This is a genomic window from Nitrosospira multiformis (genome assembly GCF_900111585.1).
GTDB classification, from domain to species: domain Bacteria; phylum Pseudomonadota; class Gammaproteobacteria; order Burkholderiales; family Nitrosomonadaceae; genus Nitrosospira; species Nitrosospira multiformis_B.
The window spans coordinates 295033-319462 of sequence record NZ_FOHI01000003.1 but is presented as its reverse complement, the minus strand read 5'-3'; the positions used below and the strand labels follow the sequence as shown (position 1 = coordinate 319462).

Genomic DNA, 24430 nt, shown 5'->3' with positions numbered 1-24430 from the left:
GGCTGCCCTCCGGCTCCTGTGGGCAAGTTGCAGTGCCGCATAGCTACTCAATATAATCCTACAATCCCTGAATTCCCTGAAGTCGCCGCCTATGAATGATAACGCCATGCCTTCACAACGTTTTTCCTATTCGTTTTCAGTGCTTCAGCAAATCGCGCAGGATGTCCTGAACCATGCGCGCAAAGGGGGTGCCAGCGCCTGCGAAACCGATGTTTCAGATGGTTTTGGCCAGAATGTCACGGTGCGGCGGGGGCAGGTGGAAACGATAGAGTACAACCGCGACAAGGGATTGTCAGTAACAGTTTATGTGGGGCAGAAGCGCGGACATGCCAGCACCTCGGATTTTTCTCCGCAGGCGATAAGCGATACGGTTACGGCGGCGCTTTCGATTGCCCGACATACCGCCGCCGACGATTGTGCGGGTCTGGCCGATCCCGACTTGCTGGCACGCGAATTTCCCGATCTCGAATTGTATTTTCCCTGGGACTTGCCGGTCGAGCAGGCAATAGAATTGGCGCAAACCTGCGAAGCGGCCGCATTTGCAGTCGATAAGCGCCTTACCAATTCCGAAGGAGCCAGCGTCTCCCTGGGCGAATCGCAGTTTGTCTACGCAAACAGCCTGGGATTCATGGGGGGCTATCCTTCCTCCCGCCACAGTATCAGTTGTGCAATGATTGCGAGCCACGATGACAGCATGCAGCGTGACTACTGGTACAGCGTGGCGCGTGATGCCTCCGACCTGGAGCATGCCGATGTGGTCGGGAAGAAAGCCGGAACCCGAAGTGTCGGGCGTCTGGGCGCGAGAAAAATCGCTACCTGCGAAGTTCCCGTTCTGTTCGAGGCGCCCATTGCATCCAGCCTGATCGGGCATTTCGTCGGGGCAGTGAGCGGAGGCAGTCTTTACCGCAAATCCTCATTTCTCCTCGATAGTATCGGCAAGCAAGTATTTGCGCCGGACATCCAGATACGCGAACGGCCGCATCTGAAAAAAGGCTTGGGCAGCGGGCCTTTCGATAATGAAGGGGTAGCGACCCGCGACCGTAACATAGTGGAAAATGGGGTGGTACAAGGCTACTTTCTCGGCAGTTACTCCGCCCGCAAACTGGGACTTGTCACAACCGGGAATGCCGGTGGCAATCATAACCTGGTCCTGGACAATGGCGTCGGACTGACTTTTGCCGAACTCCTCAGGAAAATGGATAAAGGCGTACTTGTGACCGAGTTGCTCGGCCACGGCGTAAACAACGTTACCGGTGATTACTCCAGGGGGGCGGCGGGATACTGGGTCGAAGACGGAGAAATCCGTTATCCGGTTGAGGAAATAACGATTGCGGGAAATCTGAAAGACATGTTGCCTGGCATCTCTGCAGCAGGGAACGATGTAATCGTGCGCGGTTCCAAGCAATGTGGTTCATTGCTCATAGATCGGATGATGATTGCTGGCGGCTAGGCGTTCAATTGAACGTGGAGTTTCCTGATTTCGCCTTTCCTCCCTGATCTCGATCGGATACCGCTGCGTCTCTTTCTCGCCTTTCTATTTGCTGTTTCTGTACTGTTTTGGTTCTGTTTTTGCCATACTTTCCGCGTTAATATTATCCGCCCAAGTTACCCTGAATTGCCTGAATAATGAATCTGCACTTGCTGGTACCGGCGCTCTTCTGGCCAGACCCAGCGCTTCCTGAAATCTACCGCGATCTACCCCTGCCCGGCCTGGAGAATCTGCTGGCAAAATGTTCCGTCACGGAAGATAAGTCGGAGGGGATAGAGGCGTGGCTTTGCCGCGCTTTCGGCGCGGCAAAGCAGCAGGATTGGCCGGTTGCGCCCATTACCCTGCAAACCGATAGCGGAGAGGAAGGAGAGGTGACAACAGCAGAAAACAGTCGCTGGATCCGTGCCGATCCGGTACATTTACGCCTTGAGCGCGACCATATCCTTTTGGCCGACAGCCATGTTTTTCGCATTTCCTCGGAAGAAGCCAAGCAGTTCACCGAACTGCTGAACCGCCATTTCGCCGGAAATCAGGGGATAAGCCTCTTCCCGCTAAGACCGGACCGCTGGTATCTTCGCCTGCTGGAACCGCCCTTGCCCCATACCCATTTACTCAGTGAAGTTGTAAATCGGGATATTCGGAACAAGTTGCCCTTCGGCGCGAACAATACCTTCTGGCGCAGCCTCATCAATGAAATTCAGATGTTGCTGCATGAGCATCCTCTGAATCAGACTCGCGAGGCGCGGGGAGAGCTTGCGATCAACAGCGTCTGGTTCTGGGGAGGGGGAACGCTGCCTGAATCGCTTGTTTCGCCCTATACGAATGTCTGGAGCAATGATGTTCTTGCAGTTTCGCTGGCCTCGGCGTGTAATATCGATCACGCCCCGCTTCCTGTCGACGCAACGGTGTGGGAGGCCTCTGTCAGGACCGGCAGGCATCTGGTGGTGCTGGATGAATTGCAGGGAAGAGCCCAATATCGGGACGCATACGGCTGGCGCGAAAGCATCAAAGAAATGGAGCGACGCTGGTTTGATCCGCTATGGAGGATGTTCAGGGGCGGACAATTCGATGAGATAATGTTCACGGCGCCTGATGAGAGCAGCAGCAAAAGCTTCACCGCGACGCGCAGCGATTCGCGGAAATTCTGGCGCAGGCCCAAGCCCATCCTGGCTTATGGAAAGTGACAGGGAATGCGCCGAAATGTGCCTCTTTCTGCCGTCTTTTCCTCCTTTCGAAAAAGCCGATATTACGCATAATGTCTTAACCTGCCTGTAAAATAAAATACCGATTTTCTGCCACAATATTCCTGAAGATTTCTGAAAGAGTCCTCGCCCTGCCGGCGGAGATTCAACGCGGCAAGCGTTCAGCATAGATAACTGTCATAGTTCGGAAACGAAAGTCACTCTATACTATTACTATTATTGCCAAGTCAGAATACGTTAAGATAATTTATGCTATAGGGAAGCATTTCCTCCGGCCCGGTTCCATTTGCCATTAAACGGGAAAGAGCAGGAATAACGGCGGATGGAAGCGTTGACATTTCCGGTAGCGGGAATGCCAGGGGCAGAAATCCGCGGGAACGGTTGGTAAAGGCTTCACATACAATATCTCAGCCGGTAACGCGGAGCATTATGAGAGGGAAATCATGGATAATTTGACCTTATTCGAATCATTGCTGAGTTGCGATTCGGTGGACGAATTGCACAGCGCCACCACAACCATTGCTCGCGCAATGGGATTCGAGCATTTTCTGTATGGTGTTCAGGTGAACACTTCTCTTACCCGTCCTTATCGCTTCATCCTCAGTTGCTATCCGGAGGAATGGCGTAAACATTACGACAAGGAAGGTTATGCCAATTTCGATCCTACGGTTTCGCATTGCGCCAGAACGTCTATTCCGATCGTATGGAAGAAAGAAATTTTCAAGGGGCGCAGGGAGACGCGCGTAAGAAACGAGGCCAAGGATTGCGGGCTGGTCAGCGGAGCGAGTTTTTCGGTTCATGGCGGACGCGGCGAAGCCGCCATGTTGAGCCTGGCTACCTCCAGGGAGTCGCGTGAGGCGCAGAATGACATTTTCGAGACAATGGCTAAAGCCCAGCTATTAACCTGCTATCTGCATGAGGCGGTGCAACGCATTGTTCTCAGTAAAGGCCCGCTACCCGTAAAGAAGGCCAACCTGACGGAAAGGGAACAGGAATGTCTGCTATGGGCGGCCGAGGGTAAAACCGGGTGGGAAATCGCCAACATCGTCAAGATTTCGGAGCGGACAGTAACTTTTCACCTGCAGAACGCGATTCAGAAACTGGGGGTTGTCAATCGGCAGCAAGCCATATCGCGTGCGCTTTCCATGGGTCTGATCGAGCCCCGTACAATTCGCTAGCGCGCGTTCTGCCTGACACTGCCTTATCAGTCAGCCTTCCCGTTCTTATCGAAGATGATCCGCGAAGAGCCGGAACTGGTGCTTCTCATGGCTCGTTTGCCGAGACGCGGATGGGAGCTTCTGACCCCGGCCTTCTTTCCTTTTCCTGCGCGATCCCACCAAGCTCCACTATCACGGGCGCATGATCGGACGGCCGCTCCAGCCTGCGGGTAGCCTTATCTATGACACAAGCCGTGCACATGCTCACAAGCTCGTGGCTCAGCAGAATGTGGTCTATCCGCAAGCCCATGTTGCGGCGAAAAGCCATCATTCGATAATCCCACCAGGTAAACGATCTCTCAGGCTGATCGAACAGACGAAAGCTGTCAATAAAGCCGAGATCGAGCACTTCTCGGAAGGCCGCGCGCTCCAGCTCGCTGAACAGGACTTTTCCTTCCCATAACTTGCTGTCGTGTACATCGCAGTCTTCCGGAGCGATATTGAAGTCTCCCAGTACCACTAGCTTCCGGTGCCTGCTCAACATCTCGCGCAGCCATTCCCGCAGTGCTGCAAGCCACCTCAACTTGTATTGATACTTCTCGGATGTAACGTGCTCCCCATTGGGAACATAAATGCAAACGATGCAAACGTCGTCGTGAACTCCACCGAGAAGACGCTTTTGCGGATCCTCAAAGCCGGGCATGCCGGTAATGACCTCGCTCACCGGCTGCCTGCTGAGCAGCGCGACGCCATTGTATGTTTTCTGGCCGGAATAGATCGTCTGATAGCCCGCAGCCGCAATCTCGCTTACAGGGAAATGCTCATCCTGCAGCTTGGTTTCCTGGAGGCACAGCACGTCCGGCTGATTCAATGTCAGCCATTCCAGAACCTGCGGAAGGCGAACTTTAAGAGAATTTACGTTCCAGGTGGCTATCTTCATGTTCTTTGCTCTGCTGCTGCTTGGGCTAAAGTATATCCATTATTCAAAATACTGAACAGTTATCAATTCGCCTTGTGCTATCATGAAAACGTGTTGCAACGCGGGTTCAACGTTTCGGTATCGATTTCTGACGTGAATCCAGACACTGTATCCGGATCTTCCGGCACTCGCAGCGCACTTCAGCTGAGGTTTGCTGACAGTGATATGGAGCTGATATGTGGGTTATACATATCTCCTCTCGATAGAATAAAGGCGTGGTGAACATGGATTCAAGTGATTCAGAATTCGGGATCGGCGATTGGCAGCGACTGCTGCGCTCTCTCGGCGAAGACCCGAGTCGCCAGGGCCTGCGCGAAACGCCGGGGCGCGTGGCACGCGCATGGGCTCACTGGACGCGCGGGTACAAGCAGGATCCGGCAGCGATCCTCAAGACGTTCGCAGACGGCGGCGAAAGCTACGACGAATTGATCGTGGTGAGACAGATACCCGTTTACTCGCACTGCGAACACCACCTAGCCCCCTTTTTTGGCCATGCAACCATCGGATATCTACCGAGCGGTCATATCGTCGGGTTGTCCAAATTGACGCGACTGGTTAACTGTTTTGCCGCTCGCCTGCAGGTACAGGAACGCCTGACTCAGCAGGTTGCACAATCCCTGCTGGAGCACCTGCAACCGAAGGCGGTCGGCGTCATTCTCCGCTGCCGCCACATGTGCATGGAATCAAGGGGAATTGCCGTTGCCGGGGAAGAAACGGTAACGTCGGCCATGCTGGGCGACCTGAAAACGAATGCGGCGCAGCGGGCCGAGTTTCTGGCATTAGCCGAGTCGCACGAGTAACCTAAGGAACCGCTGAACAACTTTTCCCGCAAAAAACACTCCGCTTCCCAGGTGCTGATTGACATACTGGGATTCCCAGGAAGCACCTCCACTGCCCTATCGGGGCATTCCAACCAGTCACATTCCCTTCATTTTATTTTGTTATAAGCAGTCTGCATGATTCTCATGCCCACTAACCGGAGCCCCGAAGCCTATGGCATCAGCAAGATACCTCTCCATTTTTTCTCCCGCAACAAAGCAGCAAAGACGGGAAAACTTTGATAACTATTGGGAATTTACCCAGCAACATGGTGGACAATTCTTCGAGGATGACAAAGACCTGGAAAAAAAGCGCGCCAGACTCAAGCATTTTCGGGATCATCCGGTTACCTTGCGCCAACCGCTTGCCAATCCTGAAGCCTTTTATCGTAATTATGTCGAGATGCAGGATGATCCTTCATCCCTGGATCGCATGACGCTAATGTTGACATGTATCTACAAATTCGCAAGACACGAGTGGGTAGGAATAAAGGCGGCCTGGGATGCTGTTCCTGCCATGGCATCTTCATACACGGTGGAAGATAAAATCAGCCGGGTACATTTAGCGGAAGAGTTCTGCCACATACGGCTTTTTGACGAGATGTTGCGTACCTGCGGCCTCGATAGAGTGGAATGGGTGCCTTTAGATCCGATCAAGGAAAAGATTTACGAGCAGTTTCCCAAATTTCCGGAACTTTTGATGGCCCCTCCCGCTTTTGTGACTGAATTGATGGGGGTAACTTTTTATTGTCATTTGTCCCGACTGTTTGATGAGGTACTGGCCGAGGAACCCGAAGTTTGTCAGCGGCTAAAAGAACTGTTGGATGAAATTACCATTGATGAGGTAGCGCATGTAGGGCAGCGCAGAAATTTTATCGGGCCGATAGGCATGAAAATATCGAAAGCACTGCTTAAGCCGTTTTATATATTGTTTTTTAACGATATTCCTGAAATCAGACAGCTGCTCAATGTGAACCGGATGATCAAGGATGGTATTACCTTTGATTTTAATCAATTGCCCGCACATATAATCCAGCGCAGCTGGGTTCCCTCATACTGCAAAGCCTGAAAACAGGAGTGGCAAGATGAGCCGGGTATTCTGCCCAGCACCATCGGCCTCCCACACATCGCGACCGCAAACCCTCACATTATTCAGGCACGAGACACGATGAAATGGGGTTCTGTTATGTAGTTGGAGGCAGCGGTGGTTGATCAGTGACCGTCTGCTTCCCCGGCGGAAAGCAGCATCTCCGCAGCATGGCTACGAGTCGTATCTGTAATTTTCGTCCCGCCGAGCATGCGCGCAATTTCCTCGACCCGCTCCTGGCTGTCGAGCGCAACTATACGGCTTGTCACTTTTCCTCCACTTGCAGAATCAGCTGACTTGCTCACCCGCCATTGATTATCTCCGGCCGATGCGACTTGCGCCAGGTGGGTGATGCACAATACCTGCCGCTCCCGGCCCAGCCTTTTCAGCAGGGTGCCCACGATTTCCGCCACCCGCCCGCCAATCCCCACGTCCACCTCGTCAAAGATCAAGGTGGGAACCGTACCGAGCTTGGCAGTAATCACGCTGATCGCCAGACCGATGCGCGACAATTCTCCCCCCGATGCGACCTTTGCGAGCGGACGCAATGGCAGGGTCTTGTGGGCCGCAACCTGAAACTCGATCTGTTCCAGGCCGTGTACCGTTCCCTGCTCGAGAGGCAGCAACGCCACCGAAAATTCACCCCCGGCCATCGCCAGCGTTTGCATTGCAGCGGTAACCTGTTGACTTAAGGTACTGGCAGCGGTTGACCTCTCGATAGTCAATTTTTTTGCAAGTGAATTATATTCACTGCTCGCAACGGCTTCTTCCCTTGCCAGGGATTCCCCATCTCCCTTGTGCCCCAATGCTTGTAGGCGTTCGGTAAAGCCTTTCAACAGTTCAGGCAGTTCTTCCGGCGTCACGCGATACTTCCGCGCCGCGGTATGAATCTCCGCCAACCGTTCCTCGACCTCCGACAAGCGCTGCGGATCCAGTTCCAGCCGCTGCTGGTAGCGGCCCAGCTCATACACGGCTTCCTGCAACTGGATCTGGCCCGGTTCAAGTAGATCGAGAACCGCTTTCAGGCTCTGGTCGTAATCCACCATTTGATGCAACCGGGAAATCACCGAGTTGATCTGCGAGAGGACTGCGAACTCACCCTCGGACAGCGCTTCGAGTCCTGCCTGCGCCGTCGCCAGCAGACTGGCGGCATTGGACAAGCGGCTGTGTTCGGCCTGCAGGCTTTCCCATTCATCATTCGAGAAATTCAGGGTAGAAAGCTCGTTGACCTGCCACTCCAGTTCTTCCCGCTCACGGGCGAAAGCGGCTGCATTCTGCTCCCATGCCTCGCGCTGCTGCCGCGCTGTCTGCCACCGACGGTACGCTTCCGCCACTTGCCTGGCCAACGGCTTGCTCCCGGCATAAGAATCGAGCAGTTCACGCTGCACTTCACTCCGCAACATGGACTGATGAACGTGCTGCCCCTGAATGTCTACGAGATTTTCCCCAATCGCCCGCAATTGCTGCAAAGTAGCGGAGTTTCCATTGATGAAACTGCGCGAGCGGCCACCTGCATCCACCAATCTGCGCAACAGGCAGACACCCTCTTCTTCCTGGTTTTCGAATCCGTTTTCATGCAGCCAGGCAATCACGTCGGGCAGGTCCGCCACTTCGAATTCCGCGCTGATTTCCGCCCGCTCGCAGCCGTTACGGACCGCACTCGCATCACTCCGCTCTCCCAGCACGAGTGAGAGTGCATCAATCAGAATGGATTTGCCGGCGCCGGTTTCCCCGGTAAGGACGGTAAAGCCGGGAGCAAATTCCAGGTCTATCCGATCAACGATGACAAAATCGCGAATATCAAGAAACTTCAACATAGAAACTCCACAGCGTTCAGGTCGGGTTTCTGGGAAGACCGCTCCAACCCAGTTTCTCCCGCAACATGCGGTAGTAGCTGTGGTCGGAAGGATGCAGTAACGTTACCCTATGGGGCGAGCGCCGAACCATCACCTTGTCGTTTTCCTCCAGGTCGAAATGAGAATGACTGTCGAAATGAACACGTGCAACCGCTGTACGCTGCATCAGGATTTCCACCACCGCATCCGGTCCGACAACGATCGGACGATTGCTCAATGTATGCGGACTGACCGGCACCAGCGCAACCAGATCGAGGCTCGGATGCAGTATAGGGCCTCCTGCTGACAATGCATACGCCGTCGAACCGGTTGGCGTGGCAACAATCAGACCGTCGGAACGCAGCAAACAAACATATTCGTCGTTGATGCGCACTTCAAATTCGATCATGTTGCCGCCGATTCCCCGGTTGACAGCCACGTCGTTCAGCGCCAGACCGCCGAAGGTGGTGACATTGCTGCGCGCCACCTCCGCGTAAAGCAGCATGCGCTGCTCCGTAATATATTGACCTTCGAGTATGGCACCAAGCGTTTGCTGCATGGTATCAATGGACAGATCTGTAAGAAAGCCGAGGCGTCCCTGATTGATGCCGACCAGCGGCACATTGAAGGGCGCAAGCTTCCGCGCGATGTTGAGCATGGTACCGTCGCCGCCCAAGACGATTGCGAGATCGGCGCGGCTGCCGATCTCCTCCATGGCTACAGCTGGATAACTGTCCTCACCCAGGCTTGCAGCGGTGAGGTTGTCGAGCAGCACAATGAGGTTCCGGCTTTGCAGATAGCGAGCCAAACTCGACAACGGTGTTACGATGCCGGGGTTCTTGTGCTTGCCTATCAGTGCTACTGTCTGGAAGGAAGAACTCATTCTATTGAATAATACCCTTAGCTACTTCTGCTACCTCCGAGCCGCGAAATGGCTCTTCTCCTGTCGAGATTAAACCATATCGGCAGGAAGGTGACAAAGGGTTCCCATGGAAGGAGGCCCTGCCTGCCTCTGCCCGGCTCATGCCGCAAATCCTTATGGAATCTTTTCACCCGATTGAAGATCAAAAGATGAGGTACTGTTCCTTTTCGGGGGAACAGAAGGCTGAAAATCAAATCCTGGTGTAGAATATCGGAATGCTGAACAAACGCGCACAGATTTTGCTTAAGACTCTGGTGGAACGCTATATAAGCGAAGGCCAGCCAGTGGGCTCGCGCTCGCTCTCAAAATTTTCCGGGCTGGATCTGAGCGCGGCCACGATTCGAAACGTAATGGCGGATCTCGAGGAAATGGGCCTAGTTGCCAGCCCGCACGCCTCTGCCGGCCGTATACCTACCCATCAGGGCTACCGTTTTTTCGTGGATACGCTGCTGGTGGTCAAACCTCTGGATGTCATCCAGATTCATCAATTGGAGGACCAGCTCCATCCGGACAATCCTTCACGGTTGATCAACTCCGCCTCGCAATTGTTGGCCGAACTCACCCGCTTTGCCGGGGTAGTAGTCAGCCCCAAGCGTAACAGCGCCGTATTCCGTTATATAGAATTCATGTCGCTGTCGGAAAAACGTGTTCTGCTCATCATTGTCACTCCGGAAGGAGACGTTCAAAATCGCGTGCTTTTCACCGACAGGAATTACAGCCAGTCTGAACTGACGGAAGCGGCGAATTTCATCAACCACAATTATGCTGGTTACGCCATTGATGAGATCCGCACTCGTCTGCAAAGTGAACTGAAGCAGTTGCGTCAGGACATGACCTCGCTGATGACCGCCGCCATCGATGCGGGCGATGCGGCAATCAGAGAAAACAGCGAGGCTGTAATAGTGGCTGGTGAACGCAAGCTTTTGGATGTGCAGGATTTATCCAGCAATATGGCAAGCCTGAAAAAACTGTTTGATCTGTTCGAACGCAAGACCGCGTTGCTGCAGTTGCTGGAATTCAGCCGCAAGGCGGAAGGTGTGCAAATCTTTATCGGGGAAGAGTGCGGAGTCGTTACAATGGATGAATTCAGCGTTGTTACAGCGCCTTACAGAGTGGATGGGAAAATGGTCGGTACGGTTGCCGTCATCGGGCCCACCCGGATGGCTTACGAGCGTGTCATTCCTGTCGTGGATATGACGGCAAGGTTGCTGTCGAGCGCATTGTCCCTGCATTAAGGAATCTCCGGAATCATCCCGCCTTGATTTCCCCCGAGTCTGCTCTTCATCAGGATGTATCCAGCCAGACTGGAGTCCTGCTGATCAATCTCGGTACGCCGGATGCGCCCACTCCAGAGGCGCTACGTCCTTATCTCAAGCAGTTCCTCAGCAATCCCCGGGTTATAGAATTACCGCAGTGGGTGTGGTGGCCCATCCTCAACGGCATCATACTCAATACCCGACCGAAAAAATCGGCGGAAAAGTATGCGCAGGTGTGGATGCCGGAAGGCTCCCCGCTCAAGGTTCACACTGCCCGCCAGACCCGGCTGCTCCAGGATTTCCTGAGAAAACGCCTTCATTCCGCGCCGATGGTGCAATACGCAATGAGCATAGGCAGCCCTTCGGTAGTTGAAATGCTGGAGCGCTTCCGGGAACAGGGTTGCGACCGACTGCTCATACTGCCGCTCTACCCCCAATACGCTGCCAGCAGTACTGCTTCAGCCTTCGATGAAATATTCGCGCAACTGGCAAAGCTGCGTAATATTCCCGCTGTGCGCATAGTGAAACACTATCACGATCATCCAGGGTATATCGCTGCGCTCGCAAACAACGTGCGCGACCACTGGGCGAGGGCGGGCAGGCCAGATAAACTCGTGATGAGCTTTCATGGCATACCTCAATCGTCCGTGGACAAAGGGGACCCATACCAGGATGAATGTCGGAAAACGGGCCTCTTACTGGCAGAGGCGCTGGGACTGGCCACAAACCAGTATCAGCTCTGCTTTCAGTCCCGCTTTGGCAGGGCAGAATGGCTGAGGCCTTACACGGCCGATACCTTGGAGCAGCTAGGCAGGCAAGGGACACAGCGTATCGATGTCGTCTGCCCCGGTTTTGTCTCCGACTGCCTTGAAACCCTCGAAGAAATCGCTATGGAGGGCAAAAACATTTTTATCCAGGCCGGGGGACACCAGTTCCATTACATTCCCTGTCTGAATGAACGCGATGACTGGATACACGCACTGGGTGACATTACCCTTGCCAATCTACAGGGATGGATGAGCCCTGGCTTTGAGGATAAAGGATCCGGCAAGGATGAGGGGGTTATCGCTTTATCCCAAGAGAAGGCATCCTCGACCGGCAAAAATGCCGATTGATGTAACAATCCTTTCCATCCTTTCTGCCTTTCTGCAGCATCCGCAAATCAGGTTCCGATTTATCGAGATTCGATTTGTCCGCTTGCGGTCGTTCTACCGGGAACGGGCTGCGGCGCGATTTCCGAGCCAGCCCCGCATGAACTGGATCAATCCGGGAAGGACGGAAATGATAATGATGCCGAAAATGAAGAAAGTCAGATTATTCTTTACTATCGGCACATTGCCAAAGAAGAAACCCCCGAACACGAAGAAACTGATCCAGAAAATGCTGCCGAAGGTGCTGTAAGCCATGAAACGGGGATAAACCATTCGTCCGATACCTGCAACAAACGGCGCAAAGGTACGGATGATAGGCAGAAAACGCGCAAAGATGATTGTCTTTCCACCATGCCTGGCATAAAAGGCCTCAGTTTTTTCCAGATGGGCACGATTCAATAGGCGCGAATCAGTTCGCGTGAATATTCTCGGGCCGAAATAGCGCCCGATCCAATAATTCGTATTATCTCCACAAAATGCTGCCAGCATGAGCAGCGCCGCCAACCCGGTTACCTCCATCGCGCCTGTAGCTGCGATGGCGCCCGCGACAAACAGCAGCGAATCCCCTGGCAGGAACGGAGTCACCACCAAGCCTGTTTCACAAAAAATTATCAGGAACAGTATGAGATAAACCCAACTGCCATAATTCTCCACCAGCCAGATCAGGTGCTTATCCAGGTGAAGGATGATGTCGATAAAGGTGGCAATAATTTCCAAAATGGACTGAACGGATATGAAAGGCCTCCCGGAGGGAAAAGCCTGAATTTTGATTTATGAATTCCGGTTCAAGGTACTGCTTCCGGTTCAGGTTTCTTTTCGGGTTTGACAATATCCTTGCGCGAAACACCCAACAGCATGAGAAGGGGGCTTGCGACCAGCACAGAGGAATAAATGCCGAACAGAATGCCGATGGTGAGTGCCAGAGCGAAGTAATGCAGTGACTCGCCGCCGAAAAGCAGCATCGATACCACGACCATCTGGGTGCTGCCATGCGTGATGATGGTACGCGACATGGTGCGGGTTATGGCGTTGTCGATGACTTGGGCCACCGACGCCCGGCGCATTTTGCGGAAATTCTCGCGTATCCGGTCGAATACCACCACCGATTCGTTTACCGAATACCCCAGAATCGCCAGTATGGCGGCAAGAACCGTGAGTGAAAATTCCCATTGGAAGAATGCGAAAAATCCCAGGATAATCACGACGTCATGCAGGTTGGCGATGATGCCGGAAACGCCGAATTTCCACTCGAACCGTATTGCCAGATAAGCGACGATCCCCAGCGAAACGATCAGCAAGGCCAGTGCCCCGTTTTCCACCAGCTCCTTGCCCACTTGGGGGCCCACAAACTCTACCCGGCGCAACTCCGCCGTCTCATCATCCGCGTGCAGCGCGGCGATCACTGTCTCGGAAAGCTTTGCGCTCGACATGTCGGCCTTGGCTGGCAGGCGTATCAGCACATCCCGAGAAGTGCCGAAATTCTGCACGCTGGCGTCAGCCATTCCGAGCTTGATCAAGGTCCCCCGGATGCGGTTGAGATCCGCCGGCTGGGTGTAGCTGACTTCCATGACCGTTCCGCCGGTAAAATCAACCCCCAGGTTCAACCCCTTGGTAACAAGGAAAAATATCGCCGCGATAAAAGTAACCAGGGAAATGGTCGTCGTATATTTCCCCCAGCTCATGAAAGGGATGTCGCGCTTGAACCTGAAAAATTCCATTGATAACTCTTATTCTCTCAAAAGGTACGCTTTTTCCGTTGTCAGCGCTTGTTGGTCACAGGCTTCCACACCTGTCCGATGGAAACCCGCTCCAGTTTGCGGCGGCTGCCGTATACCAGATTGACGAATCCGCGCGAGACCATCACCGCGCTGAACATGGAAGTCAGGATGCCCAGGCACAGCACTACTGCAAATCCCTTTATCGGGCCCGACCCGAATGCAAACAAAGCGATACCCGCAATCAGGGTAGTGATGTTGGAATCGAGAATGGTCGCCCAGGCACGTTCGTAGCCAACGTTTATCGCAGCCTGCGGCGCCATGCCCTCTCTCAGTTCATCGCGTATGCGTTCGTTGATGAGCACATTGGCGTCAATGGCCATCCCCAAGGTAAGTGCAATAGCAGCCATGCCGGGCAGCGTGAGCGTTGCCTGCAGAATCGAAAGAAGGCCGACCAGCAGCAGCAGGTTGACCCCGAGCGCCAACACCGAGATGAAACCGAATACCAGATAATAGATGGTCATGAAGACAGCGATGGCGGCAAAGCCATAGAGCGTGGAGTTAAATCCGCTCTCGATGTTTTCCGCACCCAGGCTCGGACCCACGGTTCGCTCCTCGACGATATCCATGGGAGCAGCCAGCGCCCCTGCACGCAGCAGCAATGCCACATCCCGTGCTTCCTCTGAAGTCATGCGACCGCTGATCTGCACCCTTCCACCGCCGATTTCTTCCCGGATCACCGGCGCGGTGATCACTTCAGCCTGGTTTCTCTCGATCAGCAGAATGGCCATGCGCTTGCCGACGTTATCGCGGGTAAGCTGCTGGAAAATGCGAGCTCCGCTGTTGTCCAGGTTGAGGTGGACCGCTGGCTGGTTATTGTTGTCGAAGCCGGGCTGCGCATCGTTGATCCTGTCACCTGTCAGCACTACCTGTTTTTTTACCAGCAACGGCCCGCCTCCGCGTTCGCTGTACAGCTCGGAGCCAAAGGGAATCTGTCCCCTCAATGCCGCGCTGAGGTCGTGTTCCTCGTCAACCATGCGGACTTCGAGTGTCGCGGTGCGCCCCAGAATATCCTTGGCTTTGGCGGTATCCTGCACACCGGGCAGTTGCACCACCACCCGGTCCGCCCCGGCCTGCTGAATGATAGGCTCAGCCACCCCGAGCTCGTTGACACGATTGCGCAGGGTCGTGATGTTCTGCTGTACGGCGGCGTCCTGGATGCGCTTCTGTGCCTCCGGCCTCAACGTAGCCGCCAGATGGAACTCGGTGCCGACATTCTCTTCCCGCAAATCCAGGTCAGGATAGTTCTTTTTGATTTCCGCCTCTGCCTGCGCGCGCGATTCCGCATTGCGGAATTTGACGATGATCAGCGAGCCACGCTTGTCGAGGCCCGCATAGGGAATTTTTTTCTCCCGCAAACTGCCGCGGATATCGGAACCGAAGCGGTCAAGGGCTTTGGAGAGGGCCCCTTTCATATCCACTTCCAGCAGAAAATGGACGCCGCCGCGGAGATCGAGCCCAAGATACATCGGCAGTGCGCCGACGCTGGTCAGCCATTGGGGGGAATTGGGCAGGAGATTCAGTGCCACCATGTAGCCGTTGCCCAGCAGCGACTGGAGCGCATCCCTGGCCCTGATCTGCGTATCCGTATCGGTAAAGCGCGCCTTGATGCTGCCCCCCTCCAGAAACATGCCGGTAGTGGGGAGACCGGCTTTTTTAAGCGCCTCTTCGACGCGATTCAGCAATCCGGTATCAGCCTTGGCTGCATTCCTCAGTGGCGAAATCTGCACCGCCGGCGACTCTCCATAGAAATTCGGCAGGGTATAGAGCAGGCCAAGCAGTATCGAAACCGCGATAAAGAGGTATTTCCAGGCAGGATAGCGGTTCATGTTTTCGGAGTAGCCAGAGGAGGAGAAGGTCGAAGCGACCGCGCCATACAGGGTTTACAATAGTTTCAATTATTCTTTTTCGATAGTGTTCAATGTTCCCTTGGGGAGCAGGGTTTGAACAGACGACTTCTGTATGACAATCTGCACATTCTCGGCAACCTGCAGGATGATGTAATTTCCACTGATCTTGCCTACCCGACCCAGCACCCCCGCCGCAGTGGCCACTTCATCGCCTTTTTGCAACGCCTCGATCATCAGCTTCTGTTCCTTGGCGCGCTTCGCCTGCGGACGAATCAGCAACAGGTAAAACACGACGAATATGGCGATCAGCGGGAGCAGACTCATAAAATCGGCCCCGGGCGGCGCGGTGGGTGCGGTGGCCTGAGCGTAGGCTGCACTAATCAACATGGCATTCTCCGGTAATGAGATAAAAAGAACGTGATTTTATCACGATGCCGTTTGTGCTTGAAATGCTTGCGCATATTCCTGGAACTGCCCGTTTTCGATTGCAGTGCGGATTTCGCCCATCAACTGCTGATAATAATACAGGTTATGCAACGTGTTGAGGCGCGCACCCAGAATTTCGCCGGTTCGCTGCAAATGATGCAGATAAGCGCGGCTGAAATGCCGGCAAGTATAGCAGGTACATTGTTCATCCGGCGGACGGGTATCGAGGCGATACTGGCTGTTGCGCAGCTTGATGACCCCGGTTCGCGTATACAACCATCCATTGCGCGCATTGCGCGTCGGCAGCACGCAATCGAACATGTCTATACCCTGCGCCACCGCATCCACGATATCAGCGGGAGTACCTACCCCCATGAGGTACCGGGGCTTCCCCGCTGGCAGCCGGGGCGCGGTGTGCCTGAGGATGCGCCGCATGTCGGCCTTGGGCTCTCCCACCGAAAGCCCTCCGATTGCATAGCCATCGAAGCCGATGTCCAGCAATCCGGCCAGGGATTCATCCCGCAGATTTTCGTACATCCCTCCCTGCACAATACCGAACAGCGCATTGCGGTTTCCACCTTCATCATGCGCTTGCCTTGACCGCTCCGCCCAGCGCACGCTCAACTCCATGGATTCGCCCACCGCCCGCTCATCCGCCGGATAAGGCGTACATTCATCGAATATCATGACGATGTCAGAATTGAGCACATGCTGGATGCGCATCGATTCCTCGGGTGTAAGAAAGCACGTATCACCGTTGACGGGAGACTTGAACTTCACCCCCTGCTCCGTGATTTTTCTCAAAACGCCGAGGCTGAATACCTGGAATCCGCCGGAATCGGTCAGTATGGGCCCGTCCCATCCCATGAACCGGTGCAATCCACCATGCGCTTCGATGACCTGGAGACCGGGGCGCAGCCACAAGTGGAAGGTGTTGCCAAGCACGATATGTGCGTTGATGGCTTGCAAATCTGCCGGTGACATTGTTTTCACCGCGCCATAGGTACCCACCGGCATGAAAGCGGGCGTTTCCACAACGCCGTGTGTGAGCGACAAGGTGCCACGACGGGCCAGGCCGTCAGTTCGATGCAATTGAAATTTCATGGATCAAGCTACTGAATAAGGCAGTTTTATAGAAAGAAGACCAAGCGGTTTTTTAGAAGATAGCGCTATGACTGGAGGCAAACGATTGTGCCCGCAGATTCGTTATTCCAGGCTTTAATCTATATCCCCTCTGCCCTTTCGATCAGCATCGCATCGCCAAAACTGAAAAAGCGATAGCGTTCTTTGATCGCATGCCGGTACGCAAGCCGAATATTTTCGACCCCGCCGAACGCGGACACGAGCATTAACAAGGTCGAGCGGGGCAAATGAAAGTTGGTCAGCAGGCAATCCACTACCCGGAACTGATAACCCGGCGTAATGAAAATATCGGTTTCGCCCGCTCCGCATTTTATCCGAACGCCATCTTCCCCATTATCCGCCTCCGCTCCCTCCTCTGTAGCTACTGCCGCGGCTTCCAGCGCCCTGAGCGAGGTTGTGCCCACGGCCAGTACCCGCCCGCCTTCGGCTTTCGCATGCTTAATGCATTCCACGGTTTCCGCAGAGACATAAAAAATTTCGCTGTGCATTCTATGATCGGCAATATTTTCCACCCGGACCGGCTGGAAAGTACCGGAGCCCACATGCAGCGTCACATGCGCCATCACCACCCCCATTTTCCGTAACAACTCCAGCATGTGCTCATCGAAATGCAGACCCGCGGTCGGAGCCGCCACTGCGCCAGGATTGTTCGCATAAACGGTCTGATACCGCAGCTCGTCAGATTTTTCCACCGGGCGCGATATATAAGGGGGCAGCGGGAGATTGCCGTAACGTTCCAGCAACTCGCTGACCGCACCCTCGTGCTCGAATTGCAGGGTATAAAAATCGTGCTCGCGAGACAGGACGGTGACCTCGATCGCGTCGGCAAGGAAAAGCTTCGAGCCCGGTTTCGGTGAATGACTGGCGCGAATAACAGCCAGCACGCGCTGCCTGTCCAATACGCGCTCCACCAGGACCTCGACCCTGCCTCCAGTATCTCTCACGCCATACAGGCGCGCCTTGATGACGCGGGTATCGTTAAAGACGATTACGTCACCGGGACGCAAGTACGATGGGAGGTCGGCAAACATCCTGTCCTGCAATGCGCCACTTGCGGCGTCGAGATGCAGCATGCGGCTATTGCCCCGCTTCTCGGCCGGAAACTGCGCAATGAGTTCAGGGGGAAGGTCGAAGTCGAAATCCTGAATTTTCATCGCGCGTATTATACCGGCAGCGGGAATCGCGCTACGGGTTGCCGCAAATGGGGTTTTCAGTGATAATGCCCCTCCTGAAAAAGAACAGAAAAAGCTTTGCCGGGATGGCGGAATTGGTAGACGCACGGGACTCAAAATCCCGCGACCGCGAGGTCATGGGGGTTCGATTCCCCCTCCCGGCACCACGAGGCACCCCCTCCCCTAGCGTAATAGCAGACTGTTGCTTTTTTCCGGATCTACTGTCCTGGACTCGAAACACGCCATCTGACGCTCCTCTCAATTCCCTCCCAACCTTCCACTCATCCGAAACGAGTACCAATCCGACCATAAGGGATTGCAATGCCCCTCAATCTGGATTCCGAATCAATAACAGTCTTCTGTCCTCACTGCTCGAACCAGCATGAAGAGAGGATCTTACGGCTGAAGTACGAACCGAGACTTTCCTGTCCGGCTTGCGGCAAATATATCGTCATCAATCTCCTCGACCTCTACACCATGCTTGAGTCAGCGCAAAAATCCTGTAAGGCGCTCCTCAAAAAATTGACCCGCATGTCAAACGGCAAAAGTCCACATTGATCTGCAAAGCGGAGCTTCTCCTCCCGAAGCAATTTCTAAAAATCTCACGCGAACTGCTGGCACTGACTGTCGCTGGTGGAGATCGCAATAGCGTAAATCTCGAGGCCAAGAGGACTGGAGTCTCGGATGGTAAGGAAAGGGAATTGCTGGCGTCCTTTTGAATGATGTACTTTGGCGAATCCTCCAGGCGGCGGATCGCCTGTATAAGGGCGGTTCTAATGCATGCATGGGATGTCAGAGAAGGCCAAAGTCTTTGAAACGTGCGAATTTTACCCGTATCCGCTTGACTCTTTAATGCTCGCTGTAACCCTGGCAGAAATTAAAGCGATACTCAAATCGTAGAGGTCAGGTTGGCAAAAAAATCTACTTAATCCATAGCATAACCTCTACCCCCTGGAAGAGGTAGATTCCAGCCTCCACACCCTGATCATCCCCCACCTTCTCTGTCCCAAAGGTCTGACTATCCAGCGGACCCTCATCCCTAATCCTTGATAAAAGAAAAGCCATTGTTTTGAAAATCCCGGGAAGCAAGCTTGACTGTAAAGCAAATACTGCTATGAATAAATCTGGAAATCCGAATGTCCTCCTGTCACTGGAGTAATGACGGTCAAAAACGCTTCATGCCTGTTCATGACTTTGACATTTGAAGGCATGCGGGGTTTGTGCGAATTCCAAAAATAAGGAGGTGGTCATGAAACAGTTGCGAATGATGGGGTTTCTGTCCGCATTGATGGGACTGTGCGGTCTGCTTGTTATTCCCGTTTCACAGGCAGAGCCGATGAAGCCTTCCAAGACAATCAAGACAGAGTATCAGTATGCGGCCAAGGTCGCGTGCTCATTGCTGCTACCACATCAGGACGGAACATTGGCGCGTGGCACTTATCGCACCACGGTCAATATTCATAACCCGAGCGACAAAAAAATCAGCATTGCCGCCAAGGTGGCGCTTGCCGCACAGTTTGGTTCCGAGCCAGGACCATTCGATGTAACACCTTTCAAGGAGGCCGTCATTCAGCCGGATGGGGCGGTAGGCGTGAATTGCTTTGATATCGCCAATTACTTTTGTCCGATCGATGGCGTGTGCGTGGATTTCGCCTTTCTTGAAGGATTCCTGGTCGTGAAAAGCCCGGTGCCTCTGGATGTTGTCGGCGTTTATACCGCTCGGCATACTGATGGAGAAGTCGAATCCATCGACGTGGAAGCGGTCACGCCCCGGCAGATTCGCGAGACGGTCAGCATAGGCGCAACGGAATCCGGGAAGCGAGGGGCAGGCAAGCGCGTCGATTATCCGCCGAAAGGAAGCTCGGCCTATGGGGAGAAGGAACCGAAGCAAATGTGCGGTGGCATAGCCGGCTTCCCCTGCCCTGAGGGCAAGAAGTGTGTGGATGATCCTTCAGACAATTGCGATCCGGCACGTGGCGGAGCGGATTGCAGTGGTATCTGCGTAAAACAATGATTTGAAGTAATCGCGGAAAAAACATTTTTCCTGACAGGGGCGGATGCGAATTCGTCCCTGTTCAGAGATGGACTGAAATTGGCAAACTATAACCGAATAAATCCTGCTTCCAGAAAAACCGTATCAGTTTAAGTCGCTGTTGACGGGTGAGTATGCCACGGCTTTATATTAGAGAATCACCGCCCTAAGATTTATGATTTCTTCTTGCGCCATTCGTCGCCATCTTTCTCATATTCCTTTTTTACGGCCGCCCAGGCTACCTTGTGCGCCGTTTCTTCGCGTGAAGCATGACCCCTGCGCTCATCCGGGTCCTTATACTCATCCCAGGCGTTATTGAAAGCGGCCCTGTATATTTCCTGCGCATGCTTTGGCAGGACATTGGTAACGTTGTCCGGAAGATCTTTCAATGTATCGTATGGCATGACGCTTCTCCTGAACCTGCGTTGAAAAAATGGCATCTGGTTTTCGGTGAAAAAACCAGGATACAAATTCAATATAGCAGGCATGCTCGACGACGCTGTGAGCATCGATTCGCAGATAGCAGCTCGGCTTGCGGAATGAAACAAGCAGGAGGGAGATACAAACAAAAAATGGACTGGCGAGAATACCAACCCATTCAGAGTGGTAGCGAATCCCAGATTCGAACTGGGGACCAACGGATTATGATTCCGCTGCTCTAACCACTGAGCTAATTCGCCACGTGTTTATATGGAAGGTCTGGCATTATGCCTTTGCACCACATTCCTGTCAAGATTCGGAATGGTGTTACCAGTTCATCTAATTGACTGATTAAATTACCAAAATAGGAGGGGCGTAGCTGTTGTTCATAAATCCATCGAGGCGAAAAACGGACGTACCGGCTTATCCATGCATCCCCGCGCAGCGGAAAGCGGCTGTATAATGGTTCCATGAAATTCGATGTCGTTATCGTGGGGGGCGGATTGGTTGGGGCAAGCCTGGCGCTTGCCCTCAAGGATAGCGGTCTGAAAATAGCGCTGGTTGAATTCCGCCCAGTACCGCCGCTTCCCGCCGATGAGAGCTGGGACAGCAGAGTCTACGCCATCAGTCCGGGCAGTGCTGCATTCCTGCAAAACCTGGGAGTGTGGGACGCCCTCGACCAGGAGCGTGTGACTCCTGTTTACAATATGGCAGTCTTCGGCGACGACAACGCGGCGCGGCTGGATTTCAGCGCCTACAATATCGGTGTCCCCGAACTGGCTTTCATAGTGGAGAACCGCCAGCTCCAGCACGCCGCCTGGAAGGGGCTCAAATGCCGGGAAAATCCGATCAAGGTTTTTTGTCCCGCGCAATGTTCTATGATGCTCCGCGCCGAGTCTCACGCCGAGCTGCATCTCGATGATGGAACTGTCGTGCAGACGGGGTTGATCGTTGGGGCGGACGGGGTGAATTCCTGGGTACGCGAACAGGCAGGTATTGAAGTGGCGCGGCATGCCTACCAGCAGATGGGCGTGGTGGCAAACTTCGATGCAACGCGCCCCCATAATAACGTCGCCCACCAGTGGTTTCGGCGCGATGGCGTGCTGGCGCTGCTGCCAATGCCCGGCAGACTGGTGTCCATGGTATGGTCTACAAGGGAAGAACTGGCGCAAACGATGCTCGGGCTACCTGAAAAGGAATTATGCGAGCGCGTCGTCCGGGCTTCGCAACATGTCCTGGGCGAGATGCGGCTCGTTACGCGACCTGCCGCTTTCCCCCTGAATTTTGTACATGTGAAAAAGCTGGCGCAGCCGCATCTTGCGCTCATCGGCGATGCGGCGCATGGCATCCATCCTCTTGCGGGACAGGGCGTAAATCTCGGTTTACGCGATGCGCAGGAACTCGCCTCTGTCATTCGCTCGCGCGGACTGCAATCGGATTGCGGGGATTACCTGTTGCTGCGCCGTTATGAACGCGCCCGCAAGGAAGATATCCTGGCCATGGAACTGGTTACCGATAGCTTGCAGAAGCTGTTCAGCCATACTCACCCGACGCTCATTCGCCTGCGCAATCTGGGTCTGGAAATCACCAATCGGTTGCCTCTGATAAAAGACCGCTTGATGCAGCAGGCATTAAATTGAATCCGGCTGATTCTTTTTCCTTTCCATCCCACCAGAACAACTGCACAACTACAGACCGTCCGGCTGCACCTTATCCCAAAACGGAGTAAAGACCATGCGTTCAAAACTCGCTTCCCTCGCTTTGCCTTCTCTATTGCTATGCTTTCTTTCCAGCGCTTCCGCTGATGAGGCATCCCTGAAAAAAGCGCTTCAGGCAAATTTTCCCGGAGAGAAGGTCGAAAGCATAAAAAAAACGCCCTATCTCGGTCTATATGAAGTGGTGGTGGGAGGCGAATTGTTCTATACGGACGACAAGGTTTCGTACCTTTTTTTCGGTCATGTAATTGATCCGAAAACGAAGGAAAGCCTGACTTCCGAACGCTTGCAACAGATCAAGGAGGCACGACGCATAGATGTAGGCTCTCTTCCCCTGGAGCATGCGATCAAGGCGGTCAAGGGGAATGGGAAACGCAAACTTGTCGTTTTCTCCGATCCGAACTGCCCTTTTTGCAAACGTCTGGAAAAGGAACTGGTTAACGTAACGGATGTAACGATATATACCCTGCTTTATCCGGTGCTGAACGGTTCGACCCCGACCGCAACGGCGATATGGTGCTCCGAGGACAGGCTCAAGGCCTGGGAAGATTTCATGCTCAGGAATATTGTGCCCGCCAGCAAGGATTGCGCCACCCCCATAGACGTGATTCTCAAGGCAGGGAAAGAAAACGATATAAGCGGTACGCCTACCCTGATTTTTGCCAACGGCTCGGTAACGCCCGGATTGATTCCCGCAGAGACCATAGAAAAGAAATTAAACGTGGCCCCCGCGAAATAGATAAATCGATGACAGGCGCTGGGAAGCGCCTGCATCCTCCTATTCGCAGATTTATTTGGAGCTTCCCAGTATTCGCGCGGCAGGTGGAAAGTCTTTGGGCAGATATTCCACAGGCATCAATACCCACATCCTCCCCGTCTGCCTCATCTTCCCCGCCTTCTCCGCTGCGTCAGGGCCAAATCCCCAGAAAAAATCCGCCCGCACATTCCCTTTGATTGCTCCACCGGTATCCTGCGCCACCATCAACCGTTGAAGCTGCTCATCGGTATTTGGCCAGGTAGTGGAAAGAAAGACCGGGGCACCCTGCGGGATCACACGCGGGTCCACCGCAAGACTTCTTCCAGCCGTAAGAGGCACCCCCATGGAGCCGAGCGGGCCCGCTATCGTGCCCGGCAGTTCGCGAAAAAAGACGAAGCTTGAATTCTGATGCAAAATATTCGGCAACTTCCGGGGATTCTTTTGCCCCCAGGCCTTGATTCCCTGCATCGAGGCTCTTTCCAGGGGTAATTCGCCGCGATCCACCAGCAGCTTCCCGATGGATCTGTACGGGTGGCCGTTTTGATCCGCGTACCCCACTCTCACGATCTCGCCATTTTCAAGCTCCACCCGGCCGGAACCCTGAATCTGCAGAAAAAACAGATCGACCTCGTCATCCACCCAAAGCAGTTCTTTTCCCTGTAGCGCTGAGGGATTGCCGGATATTTCAGCCCGGCTATAGAAGGGGACCACCTTGCGCCCATCGAGTCTTCCCCGCAACCGCATGTTTTTGAGCTGGGGATAGACGGAACTCAGATCCACTATCAGCAGTTCTTCAGGGGTTGTGTAAAGCGGATACCGGTAACGGGCGGACGGTGTGCGGCTTCCCTTGAGCAGAGGCTCGTAATAACCGGTGATAAGGCCGTTCTCGGTCCCATCAGGATTCAATACCTGATAAGGAACAAAATAGGTTTCAAAAAACTGGCGCACCGTATCGCTATCCTGCCCTCTCATGGAATCAGCCTGAATGCAGGCTTCCTGCCATAGCGCCTTTTTTTTCAAAACGGTGCAGCTCTGGAGGAACGCATCCAGCGCCGGCACAATCTCGTCATCCCTCCAACCCTCTACTGTATCCCAGTCAGTGGCTTTGAGCACAGGCATGGGCTGGGGTTCGGCCGGTTTCTCCGTAACACGGGGAGTAGGAATGATATTACAGGCGCCGAGCAACAGTAGCGCGACAACGGTAAGTGTGCGTAATTGGTCTTTCATGAAGTTTTGGGTTAAAG

At 53.9% G+C, this 24430-nt stretch carries 21 protein-coding genes and 2 tRNA genes; 11 read left to right on the top strand and 12 right to left on the bottom strand.

Features of this window, described 5'->3' with window-relative positions:
- Positions 1-106 precede the first annotated feature (106 nt).
- The 3 genes from pmbA (at position 107) to BMW46_RS06825 (ending at position 3869) form a co-directional block, all read left to right on the top strand.
- Entirely contained in the window at positions 107-1450 is a 1344-nt protein-coding gene (pmbA, locus tag BMW46_RS06835) for a metalloprotease PmbA (RefSeq protein WP_256376985.1), read from the top strand.
- 176 nt (positions 1451-1626) lie between these two features.
- Positions 1627-2673 carry a phosphoglycerate mutase gene (locus BMW46_RS06830; protein ID WP_074706380.1) on the top strand — a complete coding sequence of 349 codons (1047 nt, stop codon included), beginning with the start codon at positions 1627-1629 and terminating at the stop codon, positions 2671-2673.
- Positions 2674-3134: 461 nt separating this feature from the next.
- Complete coding sequence (locus tag BMW46_RS06825; protein WP_074706377.1) at positions 3135-3869, top strand: LuxR family transcriptional regulator; 735 nt, start codon at positions 3135-3137, stop codon at positions 3867-3869.
- An 85-nt stretch (positions 3870-3954) separates the two neighbouring features.
- Here the strand turns inward: BMW46_RS06825 and xth are convergent, their stop codons facing one another.
- Positions 3955-4788: an exodeoxyribonuclease III gene (xth, locus tag BMW46_RS06820; RefSeq protein WP_074706376.1), complete on the bottom strand. Its 834-nt coding sequence runs from the start codon at positions 4786-4788 to the stop codon at positions 3955-3957.
- A 263-nt stretch (positions 4789-5051) separates the two neighbouring features.
- Between xth and folE the strand changes: the two genes are divergently transcribed.
- Together folE and BMW46_RS06810 are read left to right on the top strand one after the other, a co-directional pair.
- Entirely contained in the window at positions 5052-5627 is a 576-nt protein-coding gene (gene folE / locus BMW46_RS06815) for a GTP cyclohydrolase I FolE (protein WP_074706374.1), read from the top strand.
- Positions 5628-5820: 193 nt separating this feature from the next.
- The gene (locus tag BMW46_RS06810) at positions 5821-6714 is read left to right on the top strand and encodes a hypothetical protein (RefSeq protein WP_074706372.1); all 894 of its coding nucleotides are present in this window, start codon (positions 5821-5823) and stop codon (positions 6712-6714) included.
- 143 nt (positions 6715-6857) lie between these two features.
- On the opposite strand, the gene recN is transcribed toward BMW46_RS06810, so the two are convergent.
- Positions 6858-8549 (bottom strand): DNA repair protein RecN, encoded by a 1692-nt coding sequence (gene recN, locus BMW46_RS06805; protein WP_074706369.1) that lies wholly within the window; start codon positions 8547-8549, stop codon positions 6858-6860.
- Positions 8550-8565: 16 nt separating this feature from the next.
- Entirely contained in the window at positions 8566-9450 is an 885-nt protein-coding gene (locus tag BMW46_RS06800; RefSeq protein ID WP_074706366.1) for an NAD kinase, read from the bottom strand.
- 254 nt (positions 9451-9704) lie between these two features.
- Between BMW46_RS06800 and hrcA the strand changes: the two genes are divergently transcribed.
- On the top strand, positions 9705-10724 hold the full coding sequence (gene hrcA / locus BMW46_RS06795; RefSeq protein ID WP_074706364.1) for a heat-inducible transcriptional repressor HrcA: 1020 nt from the start codon (positions 9705-9707) through the stop codon (positions 10722-10724).
- A 23-nt stretch (positions 10725-10747) separates the two neighbouring features.
- Positions 10748-11860 carry a ferrochelatase gene (gene hemH / locus BMW46_RS06790; protein ID WP_074706361.1) on the top strand — a complete coding sequence of 371 codons (1113 nt, stop codon included), beginning with the start codon at positions 10748-10750 and terminating at the stop codon, positions 11858-11860.
- A gap of 93 nt (positions 11861-11953) precedes the next feature.
- Here hemH and BMW46_RS06785 read toward each other — a convergent pair whose 3' ends face one another.
- The 6 genes from BMW46_RS06785 to queA form a co-directional block, all read right to left on the bottom strand.
- The gene (locus tag BMW46_RS06785; protein WP_074706359.1) at positions 11954-12613 is read right to left on the bottom strand and encodes a DedA family protein; all 660 of its coding nucleotides are present in this window, start codon (positions 12611-12613) and stop codon (positions 11954-11956) included.
- A 68-nt stretch (positions 12614-12681) separates the two neighbouring features.
- Complete coding sequence (gene secF, locus BMW46_RS06780) at positions 12682-13614, bottom strand: protein translocase subunit SecF (protein ID WP_074706356.1); 933 nt, start codon at positions 13612-13614, stop codon at positions 12682-12684.
- A gap of 41 nt (positions 13615-13655) precedes the next feature.
- Positions 13656-15500 (bottom strand): protein translocase subunit SecD, encoded by a 1845-nt coding sequence (secD, locus tag BMW46_RS06775; protein ID WP_074706353.1) that lies wholly within the window; start codon positions 15498-15500, stop codon positions 13656-13658.
- A gap of 69 nt (positions 15501-15569) precedes the next feature.
- Positions 15570-15908 carry a preprotein translocase subunit YajC gene (gene yajC, locus BMW46_RS06770; RefSeq protein ID WP_074706351.1) on the bottom strand — a complete coding sequence of 113 codons (339 nt, stop codon included), beginning with the start codon at positions 15906-15908 and terminating at the stop codon, positions 15570-15572.
- Between the two features lie 39 nt (positions 15909-15947).
- Positions 15948-17051 (bottom strand): tRNA guanosine(34) transglycosylase Tgt, encoded by a 1104-nt coding sequence (tgt, locus tag BMW46_RS06765; protein WP_074706348.1) that lies wholly within the window; start codon positions 17049-17051, stop codon positions 15948-15950.
- 119 nt (positions 17052-17170) lie between these two features.
- Positions 17171-18244, bottom strand: coding sequence for a tRNA preQ1(34) S-adenosylmethionine ribosyltransferase-isomerase QueA (gene queA / locus BMW46_RS06760; protein WP_074706345.1), 1074 nt, complete (start codon positions 18242-18244; stop codon positions 17171-17173).
- 98 nt (positions 18245-18342) lie between these two features.
- On the opposite strand from queA, the gene BMW46_RS06755 reads away from it, so the two are divergent.
- Both BMW46_RS06755 and BMW46_RS06750 read left to right on the top strand, forming a co-directional pair.
- Positions 18343-18429 (top strand) — tRNA-Leu (locus BMW46_RS06755).
- 1082 nt (positions 18430-19511) lie between these two features.
- The gene (locus tag BMW46_RS06750) at positions 19512-20276 is read left to right on the top strand and encodes a Kazal-type serine protease inhibitor domain protein (RefSeq protein WP_074706343.1); all 765 of its coding nucleotides are present in this window, start codon (positions 19512-19514) and stop codon (positions 20274-20276) included.
- Between the two features lie 191 nt (positions 20277-20467).
- On the opposite strand, the gene chaB is transcribed toward BMW46_RS06750, so the two are convergent.
- Both chaB and BMW46_RS06740 read right to left on the bottom strand, forming a co-directional pair.
- Positions 20468-20698 (bottom strand): putative cation transport regulator ChaB, encoded by a 231-nt coding sequence (chaB, locus tag BMW46_RS06745; protein WP_074706340.1) that lies wholly within the window; start codon positions 20696-20698, stop codon positions 20468-20470.
- Between the two features lie 200 nt (positions 20699-20898).
- A tRNA-Met gene (locus tag BMW46_RS06740) sits at positions 20899-20974 on the bottom strand.
- Between the two features lie 210 nt (positions 20975-21184).
- On the opposite strand from BMW46_RS06740, the gene BMW46_RS06735 reads away from it, so the two are divergent.
- Together BMW46_RS06735 and BMW46_RS06730 are read left to right on the top strand one after the other, a co-directional pair.
- Positions 21185-22354, top strand: coding sequence for a UbiH/UbiF family hydroxylase (locus BMW46_RS06735; protein ID WP_074706337.1), 1170 nt, complete (start codon positions 21185-21187; stop codon positions 22352-22354).
- Positions 22355-22448: 94 nt separating this feature from the next.
- Positions 22449-23168 carry a DsbC family protein gene (locus BMW46_RS06730; protein ID WP_074706335.1) on the top strand — a complete coding sequence of 240 codons (720 nt, stop codon included), beginning with the start codon at positions 22449-22451 and terminating at the stop codon, positions 23166-23168.
- Positions 23169-23219: 51 nt separating this feature from the next.
- On the opposite strand, the gene mltA is transcribed toward BMW46_RS06730, so the two are convergent.
- A complete protein-coding gene (gene mltA, locus BMW46_RS06725; RefSeq protein WP_074706332.1) occupies positions 23220-24413 on the bottom strand; it encodes a murein transglycosylase A in 1194 nt (397 codons plus the stop codon).
- Between the last annotated feature and the right edge of the window lie 17 nt (positions 24414-24430).